Below are 15,082 nucleotides of genomic sequence, written 5' to 3'. Positions count from 1 at the left end.
CAAGCGTCCCAGAGCGCACCCAACGCCAACAGGTCGCCCCGGTACCCGATCCGCTCCGCCCAGTCGGCGGGCCAGGCCGCCTCGCCCAGCCAGGCGCCCGCGAAGGCGCCGGTGAGGCAGGCGATGGAGTCGGAGTCGCCGGAGGAGCATGCGGCCCGGCGCAGGGCGGTGACGGGCTCGTCGGGGAAGAGCAGGAAGCACAGCAGCCCGGTGGCTGGGCCCTGTCGTCAGATTCCCGTCGTCCGCCCGGAGGGCGGGCCCGGAGGCGTCTGGTGCGTGCGTGCCAGGCGTCGCCGGGCAGGCGGGAATCCGGCGACAGGGCCCAGGGGCCTCCTCGGCGATCCAGCCCGCGCCGGTGGCCAGGCAGGCGTCGGTCTCCGGGGAGACGGTCCGTACGGCCTCCTGGAGCCGGTGGAGCACGGCCAGGCACTCGTCCCAGCCGCGCGCGATGAAGTGCTCGGGGGCTGGAGTCCTGGAGCGGGTCCACAGGTCGCCGGGCCAGGTGTGGTCGGTTGGGGTCCCCCCGGCTCGAGCGAAGCCGAGAGCTCTCGGGGAGCGTGCGGTGGTCGAGGGCGTACGAGCGCAGTCGGCCGACCGGTCCGGTCGGGTCGGTGCGCCCCGCGAACAGGTGGACGGCGCGGGCGGTGAGGTCGCAGGCGGCGAGCGCGGTCGGGTGGCCGTGGGTGAGCCCGGACTGCAACTGGGCGGCGCCGGCGCGCTGTTCGTCACTGAGGCCGGGGGCGAGCCCGACGGGGGCGACCCGCATGTTGGCACCGCAGCCCTTGGAGCCGGCCTGGCCGGCGTCCTGCCACGGCCGACGCTCGTCGTTGAGCAGATTGCACGCGGTCAGGCACGTGTTGCCCGGGGCCCGGTTGTTCTCCGGCGCGTGGAACCAGTCCACGGACTCCTCGCGCAGCGGCCGCTCCAGCCGCCTGGGCGCGAGGTACCCGCGCTCCCTGGCCGTCCGCAGTCCCCGCCCGACGGCGAGGGTCATCTGGGTGTCGTCGGAGACGAAGGCCCGCCGCGGCAGCTCCATCTCGCGCCAGGGCCCGCACTTGGCGAGGATCTGGGGCACGTCGTTGAACTCGGCCGGGAAGCCGAGGGCGTCCCCGAGGGCGAGGCCCAGGAGTGCCCCGGTGGCGGCACGCTTGGACATAGGATCACCATCCCCCTTTATCGTCAGTCTGACGATAAAGGGGGAGTGTGATCGCGGCAAGGCGTTGTGCGGGTCGGCTTGGCCGACTTAGAGGTCGACTTCCTTCATCAGCATCCCGACCTCGGTGTTGGACAGCCGGCGCAGCCAGCCCGACTTCTGGTCGCCGAGGGTGATCGGCCCGAAGGCGGTGCGGACCAGCTTCTCGACCGGGAAGCCCGCCTCCGCGAGCATGCGTCGCACGATGTGCTTGCGGCCCTCGTGCAGGGTCACCTCGACCAGGTAGTTCTTGCCGGTCTGCTCCACGACCCGGAAGTGGTCCGCGCGCGCGTAGCCGTCCTCCAGCTGGATGCCGTCCTTCAGGCGCTTGCCGAGGTCGCGCGGGATCGGGCCGACGATCGCCGCGAGGTAGGTCTTCTTCACGCCGTACTTGGGGTGGGTCAGGCGGTGCGCCAGCTCGCCGTGGTTGGTGAGCAGGATGACGCCCTCGGTCTCGGTGTCCAGCCGGCCGACGTGGAAGAGCCGCGTCTCGCGGTTGGTGACGTAGTCCCCGAGGCACTGCCTGCCCTCGGGGTCCTCCATGGTGGAGACCACACCGGCGGGCTTGTTCAGCGAGAAGAACTGGTACGACTGCGTGGCGACCGTCAGGCCGTCGACCTTGACCTCGTCCTTCTCCGGGTCGACCCGGCGGCCCTGCTCCAGGACGATCTCGCCGTTGACCTCCACCCGCGCCTGCTCGATCAGCTCCTCGCAGGCCCGCCGGGAGCCGTAGCCGGCGCGCGCGAGGACCTTCTGCAGCCGCTCGCCCTCCTGCTCGGCGCCCGGGAAGGTCTTGGGCAGCTTGATGTCCTTCTTCCCGGCGTAGCGCTCGCGGTTGCGCTCCTCGACGCGCGTCTCGTACTCACGCGAGCGCGCGGGGGCCGTACGACCGCGCCCGCCGCCCTGCTGGGCCTGCTTGGGGCCGCCCTTGGCGCCACCGCGGGCCGCGCCGCCGCGCCCGGCCTTGGGGCCGTCCTTCGTGGCCCCGGGGCCCACGTCGTAGCGGCGCTCCTCGGGGCGGGGCTTGCTGGGACGGCCCTGCCCCTGCCGCTCGTCCCGGTTGTTGCCGGCGCCGCGGTAGTTACCGCGCCCGCCGCTGTTCCTGCCGCTGCCGCTGCTTCGCATCAAGGTTTCCGTCTTAGTCGTCTGCGTCCTGAGCACCGGGCGCGTCGGGCGCGTCCGGGTCGAACGACAAAGCCCCCTCCTGGGTCTCGGCCTCGATCGCCTCCGCCTCCGGGAGGAAGGGCGCGAGCTCCGGAAGCTCGTCCAGGCCACGCAGGCCCATCCGCTCCAGGAAGTAGTTCGTCGTCCTGTACAGGATCGCACCTGTTTCGGGTTCCGTGCCCGCCTCCTCGACCAGACCCCGCTGCAGGAGGGTGCGCATCACACCGTCGCAGTTGACTCCTCGTACGGCGGAGACGCGGCTGCGGCTGACCGGCTGGCGGTAGGCGACGACCGCGAGGGTCTCCAGCGCGGCCTGGGTGAGCCGGGCGGTCTGGCCGTCCAGGACCAGCCGTTCGACGGCGGGCGCGTAGTCGGCGCGGGTGTAGAAGCGCCAGCCGCCCGCGACGAACCGCAGCTCGAAGCCGCGGCCCTGCACGGTGTACTCGTCGGCCAGCTCCCGCAGCGCGTCGGCGACCTGCCGTCTGGGCCGCTCCAGCAGCTTGGCCAGGTGCTCCTCGGTCGCGGGCTCGTCCACGACCATGAGCATCGCCTCCAGGGCGGGCTTGAGGTCGAGATCGGCGACGCCGCGCAGCCCCGGGGGGAGCTCTGTGGTCTCGCTCATGCCTTCTTCTCCTCCTCGGCCCGCTCGGGCGGCCGGTCGAACTCGTCGGTGACCATCGGTGCCGTGTCGGTGTCACCGCCGGTCCAGCGCACGAGCAGCTCCCCGAGCGCGGCCTCCTGCTCCAGGGCGACGGCCTTCTCGCGGTACAGCTCCAGCAGGGCGAGGAACCGGGCCACGACGGTGAGGGTGTCGTCGGCGTCCTCGACCAGCGCCCGGAAGCTGGCCTCGCCCAGCTCCTTCAGCCGCGCGACCACGATTCCGGCCTGTTCCTGCACGCTGACCAGCGGGGCGTGGATGTGGTCGACGTAGACCTGCGGCTTGGGCTTGGGCTGCATCGCCTTGACCGCGAGCCGGGCGAAGCCCTCGGGGCCGATGCTGATGACGACCTCGGGCAGCAGCTCCGCGTGGTGCGGTTCCAGGCCGACGGTACGGGGCCAGCGGCGGGCCTCGTCGTCGAGGCGCCGGTTGAAGATGTCCGCGATCTGTTTGTACGCGCGGTACTGCAGCAGTCGCGCGAACAGCAGGTCCCGCGCCTCCAGCAGCGCCAGGTCGGCCTCGTCCTCGACCTCGGCGGCGGGCAGCAGCCGTGCCGCCTTCAGATCGAGCAGCGTGGCGGCGACGACCAGGAACTCGGTCGTCTGATCCAGGTCCCAGTCGGGTCCCATGGCCCGGATGTGCGCCATGAACTCATCGGTGACCTTGGAGAGCGCGACCTCGGTGACGTCCAGCTTGTGCTTCGAGATCAGCTGGAGGAGGAGATCGAAGGGCCCCTCGAAGTTGGCGAGCCGGACCTTGAAGACCCCGTCGACAGGGCCTTGGGGCTCCACTGTCTCTCCACGTTCAGCGGCTGCGGGAGCCTCCGGCTCGCCGACCGCTGGAGCTTTGGGCTCGCCGACCGCGGGAGCTTTGGGCTCGGCGGCTGCGGGAGCTTTGGGCTCGGCGGCTGAGAAAACTTCTGACTCGGCAGGCGCCGGCCCTTCGGAGTCAGCGGCTGCGGCCGCCGGCGGCTCACCGACCGCGAAAACTCCCGACCCAGCGGCCACCAGCCCCTCCGGCTCGACAGGCGCGGACCCGCCGGAGCCCGCAGCTGCGGCCGCCTCCGGCTCACCGACCGCGAAAACCTCCGACCCAGTGCCCACCTGCCCCTCCGGCTCGACAGGCGCGGACCCGCCGGAGCCCGCAGCTGCGGCCGCCTCCGGCTCACCGACCGCGAAAACCTCCGACCCAGCGGCCATCAGCCCCTCCGGCTCGACAGGCGCGGACCCGCCGGAGTCCGCAGCTGCGGGCGCTTCCGGGTCGCCGGCCGTGGGAACTTCGGGTTCGGTGACTGCGGGAGTTCGGGGGGCGGCGACTGCCAAAGCTTCCGGCTCGGCAGCTGCGAGTAGTTCCGGCTCGGCCGCTGTACGGTCTTCGGGCAGCGGGGGCGCGGTGGCTGCGGGTGCCTCTGCCGGCCGGGCGTCGGGCCCGCCGGCCTGGGCCGGAGTGTGGGCCGCGGGCGCCGGCTCGGTCTCCGGCGCAACCGGCGGAGCCACTCGCGGAACCCCTGGACCCCGCCCCAGCGCACGCCGACGGCCGGCGCCGGCGCCGGGGACGGGAACGTCGTTCGAGGTCATAGCCCCCGCAGGCTACCGCTACCGCCCCCGCAGCCGGCGCACGAGGATGCTCGCGTCCCCTCGGGACTCCAGGTCGGCCAGGACCACGGCCACCGCCTCGCGGACGATCCGCCCGCGGTCGACCGCCAGCCCGTGCTCCCCGCGGAGCACCAGACGAGCGTGTTCGAGGTCCATCAGCTCCTCGGCGGACACATACACCGTGATCTTCTCGTCGTGCCGCTCGCGGCCGCTGGGCCGCCGCGACGGCGACCGCCCCCGCTTCCGCGACGCCGCGGCGGAAGGCGCATCAGAACCGTCCTGCGCCGCCTGACGACGCGCCGGGCGGGTGCGGGACTCGCCCGCCCCGTCCTGCTCGGCCTCCGCGGCGACATGCTCCGCGCCCTCGCCGTCGCCGCCCTGGACCGGCACCGACTGCGGCGCGTCCTCGGCGGCGGCCGCGTCGTCGCTCTCCCCCGCGGGAGCCGGCACCCGGGCCTCTCCGTTGGCCGAGCGGCGGGGAGTCGACGGCTGCAGCGCCGTCCCCCCTGTCGTGCGGAAGAGTTCGTCGGCCCCGGGCAGACTCACTCGGCGTGACACCGGGCGAGCACCTCCCTGGCGAGCTGGCGGTAGGCGGCGGCGCCGACGGAGTTGGAGGCGTACGTGGTGATCGGCTCGCCGGCGACCGTGGTCTCCGGGAAGCGGACGGTGCGTCCGATGACCGTGTGGTAGACGTGGTCGTCGAACGCCTCGACCACACGGGCCAGGACCTCACGGCTGTGGACCGTGCGCGAGTCGTACATCGTGGCGAGGATGCCGTCCAGTTCGAGGTCGGGGTTGAGCCGCTCCTGGACCTTCTCGATGGTCTCGGTCAGCAGCGCCACACCGCGCAGGGCGAAGAACTCGCACTCCAGCGGCACGATCACCTTGTGAGCGGCCGTCAGGGCGTTGACGGTGAGCAGGCCGAGCGAGGGCTGACAGTCGATCACGATGTAGTCGTAGTCGGGCATCAGCGGCTTCAGGGCGCGCTGCAGCGTCGACTCGCGGGCGACCTCGGAGACCAGCTGGACCTCGGCGGCCGACAGGTCGATGTTGGACGGCAGCAGGTCCATGTTGGGGACCGCGGTCTTCAGCAGGACCTCGTCGGCGGACATGCCCCGCTCCATGAGCAGGTTGTAGACCGTCAGGTCGAGTTCCATCGGGTTGACGCCGAGTCCCACCGACAGCGCGCCCTGCGGGTCGAAGTCCACGAGCAGCACGCGCCGGCCGTACTCCGCGAGCGCGGCACCCAGGTTGATGGTCGACGTCGTCTTGCCGACGCCACCCTTCTGGTTGCACATCGCGATGATCTTCGCGGGGCCGTGGTCGGTCAGCGGGCCGGGGATCGGGAAGTACGGCAGCGGGCGTCCGGTCGGGCCGACGCGCTCGCGGCGCTGTCGGGCCGCGTCGGGCGCGAGCGTGGCCGCGTACTCCGGATCGGGCTCGTACTCGGCGTCGGGGTCGTAGAAGTGCCCCTCGGGCAGTTCGTCGTAGTCGGCGAGGTGGTTGTGGGGCGCGCCACTTCCGTCGCCGGCCATGGCGTTCACGTGATGGCCATCCATGCTCGGGTGTGCTGTCCCGGCCGCCTGCGGACCGGAACTCTGGTGGGCTGCGAAGGTGCGCACAGCTACGGAGCCGACAGCCTCGAATCCCGCGGGGCCCTGGCCCCGTGCAGGCATTCCTGGTTGACCACCCCCGGGAGAAAATGTCGACTCATTCACAAGTCGTCTTACCTCCTTGGTGACCAGGAAACTTCTAGACAAGGTCAGCGTGGCACCATGCCGACGGTTGGCGACTCTATGGCGTGTCGGCGGTCCGCAGCAACACAATCCGCCGGACCCGGCAGGATGTGTCGGCAATGAAACATCTCGCTGTCAAGGGCGTACGGCCGTCGCACAGCAGGTTTCACCGGTGTGCGAATCGGTCGAAGGGTTACGTTCGAGGCGAGTTGACCAAGAGTCGCCAAGTGACCATACACACATCCGGCCGGACCTTGTCGGGTAAGGTCCGGCCGGGTGCGACGTGTTGACGAGTCGTGTTGACGAATCGCCTTTTATGACCGGGCGACTTAGCGACTCAGCAGGTCACAGGGCCGGCCGGGTCAACAGAGGTCGGTCGGGTCAGCCGAGCAGGGTCTCCAGCTCCACGTGCTCCAGGCCGTGCGCCTCCGCGACCTCCCGGTAAACGACCTTGCCGTCATGGGTGTTGAGACCCTTGGCGAGCGCGGCGTCGCGGCGCAGCGCCTCGACCCAGCCGTTGTTGGCGAGCGACACGATGTAGGGCAGCGTCGCGTTGGTCAGGGCGTTGGTGGAGGTGTTGGGCACCGCGCCGGGCATGTTGGCGACGCAGTAGAAGACCGAGTTGTGCACCCGGAAGGTCGGCTCGGCGTGCGTCGTGGGGTGCGAGTCCTCGAAGCAGCCGCCCTGGTCGATCGCGATGTCGACAAGGACACTTCCGGGCTTCATGCGGGCCACCAGCTCGTTGGTGACCAGCTTCGGGGCCTTGGCGCCCGGGATGAGGACCGCGCCGATGACGAGGTCGGCGTCGAGGACGGCCTTCTCCAGCTCGAAGGAGTTGGACATGATCGCCTTGACCTTCGTACCGAAGATCTTGTCGGCCTCGCGCAGCTTGTTGATGTCGCGGTCGAGCAGGGTCACGTCGAAGCCCATGCCGACGGCGACCTGGGTGGCGTTCCAGCCGGAGACACCGCCGCCGATGACGACGGCCTTGGCCGGGGTCACGCCGGGGACGCCGCCGGGCAGCACGCCGCGGCCGCCGGCCGCGCGCATCAGGTGGTAGGCGCCGACCTGCGGGGCCAGCCGGCCCGCGACCTCGGACATCGGGGCGAGCAGCGGCAGGGCGCGGTTCGGCAGCTCGACGGTCTCGTAGGCGATGGCCGTGGTGCCGGACTCGATGAGCGCGTCCGTGCACTCCTTGGAGGCGGCCAGGTGCAGGTAGGTGAAGAGGATCTGGTCCTTGCGGAGGCGGTGGTACTCCTGCGCGATGGGCTCCTTGACCTTCAGCAGCAGGTCGGCGGTGGCCCACACCTCGTCGGCCGTGTCGAGGATCCCGGCACCGGCGGAGACGTACTCCTCGTCCGTGATCGAGGAGCCGAGGCCGGCGCCCCGCTCGATGACGACCTGGTGCCCGTTGCGCACCAGCTCGTGCACACCGGCGGGGGTGATGGCCACCCGGAACTCGTTGTTCTTGACCTCGCGGGGGATGCCGACCTTCACGTCGATCACGGTCCTTGGCTCAGAGGGTATGGGGGTGCTTTACAGACGTACCCAGACATGCGGGGGCATACCGGGAGACACCGCAGGGAACGTGCGGCAGAGCCAGTCTAATGAAGGCGTTCCGGCTGTCTAGCCTTTCATTGCATCAATCTTCGCTGGATGCACTGCGGATTTCGCAGGCATCGCTGTCCGGTTTCGGGCTTGTCTCGTCCTCAGAGCCCTCCTTCCCCAGCATGCGCCCGGCCGCCGCGCGGTGCAGACGGGCGGCGGCCGGGTCGCCGAGGTGCTCCAGCGTGTCGGCGAGCCGGAGCTGCAGCGCGGCCTGCAACCGGACGTCGTCGGCGCGCCGCGCCCACTCCACCGCCTCGTGGCAGGTGCGCAGGGACTCCTCGAACCGTCCGGCGTACTCCTGCACCCGGGCCAGCTCGCTCAACGCCCGCGCGTGGCCTGCGACATCGCCGCCCCTGCGGTAGCCGGCGACGGCGGCCCGCCAGTTCCGCAGGGCCTCGCCGTAGCGGCCCGCGTAGGTGTGGGCGGTGGCGATCCGGCCGTACAGCCGGGCGGCCTGCTCGCGCTCGCCGCGTGCCAGCCGCTCGGCGAGGGCCCGGCCGAACCAGTCCGTGGCCCGGTCGTGGTCCGCGAGTTCCTGGTAGGCACCACCTACGGATTCCATTGCGCGACCGATCGCGTACGGGTCATTTGCTCTGCGTCCGGCCGCCAGAGCCGACCGATATCGCGCCAGCGCATCCGCGGTACGCCCGGTCTGCGCGTCCACGTCGCCCAGGTTCAGCAGCGCCGCGGCCTGCTCCCGGGCCAGCCCGCGGCGCTCGGCGACATCGAGGACCAGGCTGTGCACCTCGTACAGGTCGGCCGCCGCCGCCTGCGTGCCCTCATGCGCCACCATGGCCCTGACCAGCTGGGACATCAGCCGTCGGGCGAGATTGTCCAGCTCCCCGTCGGCCACCGCCAGGCGTGCGCTCGCGAGCAGCGCGGCGCGCCGGATGCGCAGCCAGTCGGCGGCCGCCCTGGGGTTGGGGAAGCGCAGCTCGCGGGGCATCGCGCCCAGCTTCTCCCGGGCCTGCGGGCTGTCCGTCTCGGTGATCGCCCGGCACGACTGCAGCAGCCGCACGGTCCGCTCCAGCATCCGGGCCCGGGCCAGCTGCAGCTCCGCCGGCCGCTCCTGGCTCTCGGCGCAGGCGCGCAGCAGCGGGTGCAGGCAGCCGGGGACGTCGTACTGGGGCAGCGGAGAGTCCACCGCGCGCAGCAGGCCGAGGGCCACGAACTCGTCCAGGCCGGCGCGGGCGGCACTCACCGAGCAGCCGGCGAGGGCCGAGGCGGTGTGCGGGTCGAGCAGACCGGTCGGGGCGAGGGAGAGGAGGCGCAGCAGCCGGGCGGCCGGGCCGGGCAGGTCGCCGAGGACATGCCGGAAGACACGGGGCAGCGGGGTGCCGTCCGGGCCGTCGTCGGCGGCCGTGTGCAGCCGTTTGGCGAGGTCGGAGACTGCGGCCTTGGGACGGGCGGCGAGCCAGCCGCCGGCCAGCACGAGCGCGGTCGGATGGCCCTGGCAGGCCTCGACCAGGCTCTCGGCGGAGCGCGGGTCGACCGTGATACGGACGGAGCCGGTGTAGCGGGTGAGGAGTTCCACCGCCGACTTGGTGTCCAGGCCGCCCAGGGTGCAGGGGCGGACGTCCGCGATACCGGTGAGAGGGCCCGAGGAGACGGCCACCACCAGGCAGTCCGGGGCTTCCGGGAGCAGCGCGTCGACCTGCTCGGCGCCGGCCGCGTCGTCCAGGAGCAGCAGGGCGCGCCGGTCGGCGAGGGCGGTGCGCAGCGCCTCGGTGAGGTCGTCGTCGGCGGCGCCGGCCGGTGCCGGCAGCTCCAGCGCGGCGAGCAGCTCACGGGCGGTGCGGCCGACCGGGACGGGGGTGCCGTCGGGCTCGCTGAGCCGGGCCCGCAGCACTCCGTCGGGGTAACGGTCCTCGATCTGCCGGACGAGTTCCTCGGCCAGCGCGGTCCGGCCGGAGCCGGGACGGCCCGCGATCAGCAGCACACGCGCGCGTGGCGCCTTGCGGCCGGAGAGGGTGTCGAGTCCCGCGCGCTCGATGTCGGCGCGCAGCTCCTTCAACTCCCTTGTACGGCCCAGGAAATGGTCGCGTGTGCGCTCGTGTGCCGACAGTCGCACGCCGCCTGTGTCCACCGCCTGATCCGTCACGGGCCACACTCCCGTCCCACCGCACGCGCAAACCCGCCGGATCTTCCCGCTACGGGCGTGCAAGAGCCTAGTTCACGCTGTGCGAGGTGCCGTGAGGACGGCGACGGACAGGTCCCCCGATCGGATCAGGCGATCGTCACATCAGTACGCCGATCGGGTGCGGTTCGGGGTGACGGTCACGGCTCAGGGGGTGACCGGTACGGCCCAGGCGGCGACGGGTGCGGCTGAAAAGGTGACGGTACGGCGCGGAAGGTGACGGTCCCGGTCAGGACTGGAAGGGCCGGGCCGGCCAGGGCGCGTCGGCCGGGCGGAGCGTGTCGAGGCCGTCGCCGCCACGCGCGGCCACCAGGGAGAGCACGCCGACGACCAGGCAGTTGTTGTGCACATCGCCGGCCAGGACGCGGCGCACCAGCTCGTCGACCGGCACGCGCGCGTGCTCCATGTCGGTCTCCTCGTGCTCCGCCTCGAACCGCTCGCCCTCGGCCTCGGACAGGTCACGGGCGAGGAAGATCCGCACGGCCTCGTCGCAGCCGCCGGGCGTGGTGTAGACGTCGGTCAGCACCCGCCAGTCCTCGGCCTTGACGTGCGCCTCCTCGTACAGCTCGCGCTGGGCCGCGTGCAGCGGGTTCTCGCCGGGCACGTCGAGCAGGCCGGCCGGGATCTCCCACAGCTTGTGCCGCACCGGGTGGCGGTACTGGTTGATCAGCAGCACCCGGTCCTCCTCGTCCAGGGCGAGGACGGCGACCGAGCCGGGGTGGACCTGGTAGTCGCGGCGGGCCACCGAGCCGTCGGGCATGACCACGTCGTCCGTGCGGACGGAGGTCTTGTTGCCCCTGAAGGGCGTCTGCGTCGCCCGGATCTCCCACTCCTGAGGGTTGTCCTTGATCGTCATGCCCTGTCCTTCCCCGAAGCGCCAAGCGGCCGGGGCGCGATCGATCTGAACTCGCGCGCCCCGGCCACCGTACAACCCTTGTGTTACTTCGAGATCTTCCGCTCGACCGCTGCCTTCACCAGGCCCGCGAACAGCGGGTGCGGACGCGTCGGACGCGAGCGCAGCTCCGGGTGGGCCTGGGTGGCCACCAGGTAAGGGTGCACATCGCGGGGGTACTCCACGTACTCCACGAGCTTGCCGTCCGGCGACGTGCCGGAGAACAGGATGCCGGCCTTCTTCTCCAGCTCCGCGCGGTAGGCGTTGTTGACCTCGTAGCGGTGGCGGTGCCGCTCCTCGACGTACTCCTTGCCGTCGTACACCTCGCGCACGATCGAGCCCTCGGCGAGCTTCGCCGGGTACATGCCGAGGCGCATCGTGCCGCCCATGTCGCCCTCACCGGCGACGATGTCCAGCTGCTCGGCCATGGTGGAGATGACCGGGTGGCCGGTGGCCGGGTCGAACTCGGTGGAGTTGGCGTCCGGGATGTCGGCCAGGTTGCGCGCGGCCTCGACCACGATGCACTGCAGGCCAAGGCACAGACCGAGCAGCGGGATCTTGTTCTCGCGGGCGTACTTGATCGCGCCGACCTTGCCCTGCACACCGCGGTCGCCGAAGCCGCCCGGGATGCAGATGCCGTCGACGTCGGACAGCTGGGCCTTGGCGCCGGCCGGGGTCTTGCAGTCGTCCGAGGTGACCCACTTGATCTTCACCCGGGCGCGGTTGGCGAAGCCGCCGGCGCGCAGCGCCTCGGTCACCGACAGGTAGGCGTCGGGCAGGTCGATGTACTTGCCGACCAGTGCGAGGGTGATCTCGTGGTCGGGGTTGTGGACGCGGTCCAGCAGGTCGTCCCACGTGGTCCAGTCGACGTCACGGAACGGCAGGTCCAGCTTGCGCACGACGTAGGCGTCCAGGCCCTCGGAGTGCACGACCTTCGGGATGTCGTAGATCGAGCGGGCGTCGGGGCAGGCGACCACGGCGGCCTCGTCGACGTCGCACATCAGCGAGATCTTGCGCTTGATCGCGGTCGGGACCTCGCGGTCGCAGCGCAGCACGATCGCGTCCGGCTGGATACCGATGTTGCGCAGCGCGGCGACGGAGTGCTGGGTGGGCTTGGTCTTCAGCTCGCCGGAGGGCCCGATGTAGGGCAGGAGAGAGATATGAACCACGAAGACGTTGTCCCGGCCGACCTCGTGGCGGACCTGGCGGACGGTCTCCAGGAACGGCAGCGACTCGATGTCGCCGACGGTGCCGCCGACCTCGGTGATGACGACGTCCACCTCGTCGGTGGCCATGCGCCGGATGCGGTGCTTGATCTCGTTGGTGATGTGCGGGATGACCTGCACCGTGTCGCCCAGGTACTCGCCGCGCCGCTCCTTGGCGATCACCGTCGAGTACACCTGTCCTGTAGTGACATTGGCGGTGCCGTCCAGGTCACGGTCGAGGAAGCGCTCGTAGTGTCCGATGTCCAGGTCGGTCTCGGCTCCGTCGTTGGTGACGAACACCTCACCGTGCTGGAAGGGGTTCATCGTGCCCGGGTCGACGTTCAGGTACGGGTCGAGTTTCTGCATCACGACACGCAGGCCGCGGGCCTTGAGCAGCATGCCCAGGCTGGAGGCGGTCAGGCCCTTGCCGAGCGAGGAGGCGACGCCCCCGGTGACGAAGATGTGCTTGGTCGTCGTGGCTGTGCTCGATCGAAAAGCACTGGGCGGCATGGCCAAGAGGGGGCTCCCGTGGTCGCTGTCTGTGATGCGGTGCGGCTGCCGTCCCGGAGCCTTCCGGGGGTGCCGTCGCTGCGGTTCGGGGGACCCCTTTGTTCTCCTTCGGGGCCCACCGGTCCACGGGCTACCAGGGTATCAGCGCCTGGCGTGGATGGCTTCCGGCCACGCTCCGCGCTCGCCCGGGTACAGAACGGCCCGCCCCACATGTCAGCACAGGCACGCACAGGTCACATGGTTATCACCCGCTGCTCACCCGTTCGGCCCACACGGGTTGCCCGCACCGGCACGCAGATCATCTGCGTGCGTCGTATCCTGCTCGGACACTCGCTGCCGAGCCCGGCCGGAACGACGGCACACCCCCGCCAGCATCACCCGGAACACCTTGAGCGCGGCAGTTCGTTGAGCAAAGACTGTCGTATTGCCTCAGGGCTCGGCGGGCTGCTTTGCTTCACCGCTCAACGACGCATAACAACGACCCCTTGACCGCACTAGCGACAGCCCCCTGCGCGGGGGTGACGTGGCCGTTCGACTGGAGTTGCACGTGGCCGGGCGCATCGAAGACTACGCACTCATCGGAGACATGCAGACCGCAGCCCTGGTCTGCCGGGACGGCACGGTGGACTGGCTGTGCCTGCCCCGCTTCGACTCGCATGCCATCTTCGCCGGCCTGCTGGGCACCGAGGAGCACGGCTTCTGGCGGCTCGGCCCGGCCCACGCGGCCGACGCGCAGCCGCCCGCGGCCGCCCGGCGGAGCTACCGGGGCGACTCGCTGATCCTGGAATCGGAGTGGGACACCCCGCGCGGCACGGTCCGCGTGACCGATTTCATGCCCCCGCGTGAGGGCGCCCCGCAGCTGATCCGGATCGTGGAGGGCGTCACCGGCCGGGTGCCGATGCGTTCGGCGCTGCGGATGCGGTTCTCCTACGGCCGTGTCATCCCCTGGGTGCACAAGCACGAGGGCCGTACGGTGGCGGTCGCCGGCCCGGACTCGGTGTGGTTCGACACGGAGGCCGAGACCTACGGAAAGTCGCTGACGACGTACGCCGACTTCACGGTCGCCCCGGGTGACCGGATCGCGTTCACGATCTCGTGGCAGCCCTCGCACAAGGAGCCGCCGTCGCTGCCCGAGCCGGAGGCCTCGCTGGAGGCGACGGAGGAGTTCTGGCGCGAGTGGGTCGATCAGTGCACGTACCACGGGCCGTACCGGGAGGCGGTGATCCGCTCCCTGATCACCCTGAAGGCCCTGACGTACGCCCCCACGGGCGGCATCGTCGCGGCCCCGACGACCTCGCTGCCCGAGGACATCGGCGGGGTCCGCAACTGGGACTACCGCTACACCTGGCTGCGCGACGCCGCGATCACCCTGTCCTCCCTGCTGCGCACCGGCTACCGCGAGGAGGCCCGCGCCTGGCGCGAGTGGCTGCTGCGCGCGGTCGCGGGCGACCCGGACAACCTGCAGATCATGTACGGCATCGCCGGCGAGCGCGAGCTGGGCGAGGCCGAACTGGACTGGCTGCCGGGCTATGAGCACTCGGCCCCGGTCCGGGTGGGCAACGGCGCCGCGCACCAGCTCCAGCTGGACGTGTACGGCGAGGTCACCGAGGCCCTGCACCTGGCGCACATGACGGGCCTGGCCCGCAACGACTACGCCGCCCTGCTCCAGCTGAAGCTGATCCGCTACCTGGAGGACCACTGGCAGGAGCCGGACGAGGGCATCTGGGAGGTGCGCGGACCGCGCCGGCACTTCGTGCACTCCAAGGTGATGGCCTGGGTCGCGGTGGACCGCACCATCAAGCTGATCGAGTCCGGGGACGCGGACGGCCCGCTGGAGCGCTGGAAGGAACTGCGCGACGACATCCACCGGGACGTCTGCGAGAAGGGCTACGACAAGGAGCGCAACACCTTCACCCAGTCCTACGGCTCCCAGGAGCTGGACGCCTCGCTGCTGCTGATCCCGCAGATGGGCTTCCTGCCGCCGGACGACAAGCGGGTGATCGGCACGATCGAGGCGATCCAGCGGGAGCTGTCGACCCCGGACGGGTTCATCCTGCGCTACCCGACGGAGGGCGCCCACGCGGGCGTCGACGGCCTGCCCGGCGACGAGGGCGCCTTCCTGGCCTGCTCCTTCTGGATGGCGGACGACCTGGCGATGATCGGCCGCGTGGACGAGGCCCGCAAGCTGTTCGAGAGGCTCCTCGCCCTGCGCAACGACCTCGGCCTGCTCGCCGAGGAGTGGGACCCGCGGCTGCAGCGCCAGGTGGGCAACTTCCCGCAGGCGTTCAGCCACGTGCCGCTGATCGACACGGCGCTGCGGCTGACGGCGTCCGGGGCGTACGGCGGCTGAGCGGTCGGCCTAGGCTGAACAGCAGCACCCTGTCG

The 15,082-nt window shown here is 71.2% G+C and carries 10 protein-coding genes and 2 pseudogenes; 1 reads left to right on the top strand and 11 read right to left on the bottom strand.

The window, feature by feature from the left end:
- Nucleotides 1–2: 2 nt before the first annotated feature.
- The 11 genes and pseudogenes from SRB17_RS33960 to SRB17_RS33910 all read right to left on the bottom strand — a co-directional run.
- Nucleotides 3–215 (bottom strand): annotated as a pseudogene (locus tag SRB17_RS33960) (ADP-ribosylglycohydrolase family protein); the annotation flags it as partial.
- 112 nt (nt 216–327) lie between these two features.
- Nucleotides 328–1,156 (bottom strand): annotated as a pseudogene (locus SRB17_RS33955) (ADP-ribosylglycohydrolase family protein); the annotation flags it as partial.
- An 87-nt stretch (nt 1,157–1,243) separates the two neighbouring features.
- The gene (locus SRB17_RS33950) at nt 1,244–2,317 is read right to left on the bottom strand and encodes a pseudouridine synthase (RefSeq protein ID WP_153544256.1); all 1,074 of its coding nucleotides are present in this window, start codon (nt 2,315–2,317) and stop codon (nt 1,244–1,246) included.
- A gap of 13 nt (nt 2,318–2,330) precedes the next feature.
- Entirely contained in the window at nt 2,331–2,978 is a 648-nt protein-coding gene (gene scpB, locus SRB17_RS33945) for an SMC-Scp complex subunit ScpB (RefSeq protein WP_153544254.1), read from the bottom strand.
- Nucleotides 2,975–4,021 carry a segregation and condensation protein A gene (locus tag SRB17_RS46850; protein ID WP_416237114.1) on the bottom strand — a complete coding sequence of 349 codons (1,047 nt, stop codon included), beginning with the start codon at nt 4,019–4,021 and terminating at the stop codon, nt 2,975–2,977. Before SRB17_RS46850 ends, scpB begins: the two co-directional genes overlap by 4 nt.
- A 588-nt stretch (nt 4,022–4,609) precedes the next feature.
- The gene (locus tag SRB17_RS33935; RefSeq protein ID WP_323376642.1) at nt 4,610–5,167 is read right to left on the bottom strand and encodes a hypothetical protein; all 558 of its coding nucleotides are present in this window, start codon (nt 5,165–5,167) and stop codon (nt 4,610–4,612) included.
- Nucleotides 5,152–6,285, bottom strand: a complete 1,134-nt coding sequence (locus SRB17_RS33930; protein WP_153544250.1) for a ParA family protein — start codon at nt 6,283–6,285, stop codon at nt 5,152–5,154. The genes SRB17_RS33935 and SRB17_RS33930 overlap by 16 nt, the downstream gene beginning before the upstream one ends.
- Before the next feature lie 441 nt (nt 6,286–6,726).
- The gene (gene ald / locus SRB17_RS33925; protein WP_323376856.1) at nt 6,727–7,842 is read right to left on the bottom strand and encodes an alanine dehydrogenase; all 1,116 of its coding nucleotides are present in this window, start codon (nt 7,840–7,842) and stop codon (nt 6,727–6,729) included.
- A 145-nt stretch (nt 7,843–7,987) separates the two neighbouring features.
- On the bottom strand, nt 7,988–10,054 hold the full coding sequence (locus tag SRB17_RS33920) for a tetratricopeptide repeat protein (protein WP_323376641.1): 2,067 nt from the start codon (nt 10,052–10,054) through the stop codon (nt 7,988–7,990).
- 265 nt (nt 10,055–10,319) lie between these two features.
- Nucleotides 10,320–10,946 (bottom strand): NUDIX domain-containing protein, encoded by a 627-nt coding sequence (locus tag SRB17_RS33915; RefSeq protein WP_153544246.1) that lies wholly within the window; start codon nt 10,944–10,946, stop codon nt 10,320–10,322.
- Nucleotides 10,947–11,029: 83 nt separating this feature from the next.
- Entirely contained in the window at nt 11,030–12,697 is a 1,668-nt protein-coding gene (locus SRB17_RS33910; protein WP_153544244.1) for a CTP synthase, read from the bottom strand.
- A 547-nt stretch (nt 12,698–13,244) separates the two neighbouring features.
- Here SRB17_RS33910 and SRB17_RS33905 point away from each other — a divergent pair.
- Nucleotides 13,245–15,047 carry a glycoside hydrolase family 15 protein gene (locus SRB17_RS33905; RefSeq protein ID WP_323376855.1) on the top strand — a complete coding sequence of 601 codons (1,803 nt, stop codon included), beginning with the start codon at nt 13,245–13,247 and terminating at the stop codon, nt 15,045–15,047.
- The last annotated feature ends 35 nt before the right edge of the window (nt 15,048–15,082 follow it).

Origin of the sequence: Streptomyces sp. RB17 (assembly GCF_009604455.1) — a bacterium.
Taxonomy (GTDB): domain Bacteria; phylum Actinomycetota; class Actinomycetes; order Streptomycetales; family Streptomycetaceae; genus Streptomyces.
This window is presented reverse-complemented; position numbering and strand designations above follow the sequence as displayed.

Excerpts from the sequence above, each read along its gene's own strand:
- SRB17_RS33910 (WP_153544244.1), bottom strand. The coding sequence starts at position 12,697 with ATGCCGCCCAGTGCTTTTCGATCGAGCACAGCCACGACGACCAAGCAC.
- SRB17_RS33950 (WP_153544256.1), bottom strand. The coding sequence starts at position 2,317 with ATGCGAAGCAGCGGCAGCGGCAGGAACAGCGGCGGGCGCGGTAACTAC.
- scpB (WP_153544254.1), bottom strand. The coding sequence starts at position 2,978 with ATGAGCGAGACCACAGAGCTCCCCCCGGGGCTGCGCGGCGTCGCCGAT.
- SRB17_RS33915 (WP_153544246.1), bottom strand. The coding sequence starts at position 10,946 with ATGACGATCAAGGACAACCCTCAGGAGTGGGAGATCCGGGCGACGCAG.
- SRB17_RS33930 (WP_153544250.1), bottom strand. The coding sequence starts at position 6,285 with ATGCCTGCACGGGGCCAGGGCCCCGCGGGATTCGAGGCTGTCGGCTCC.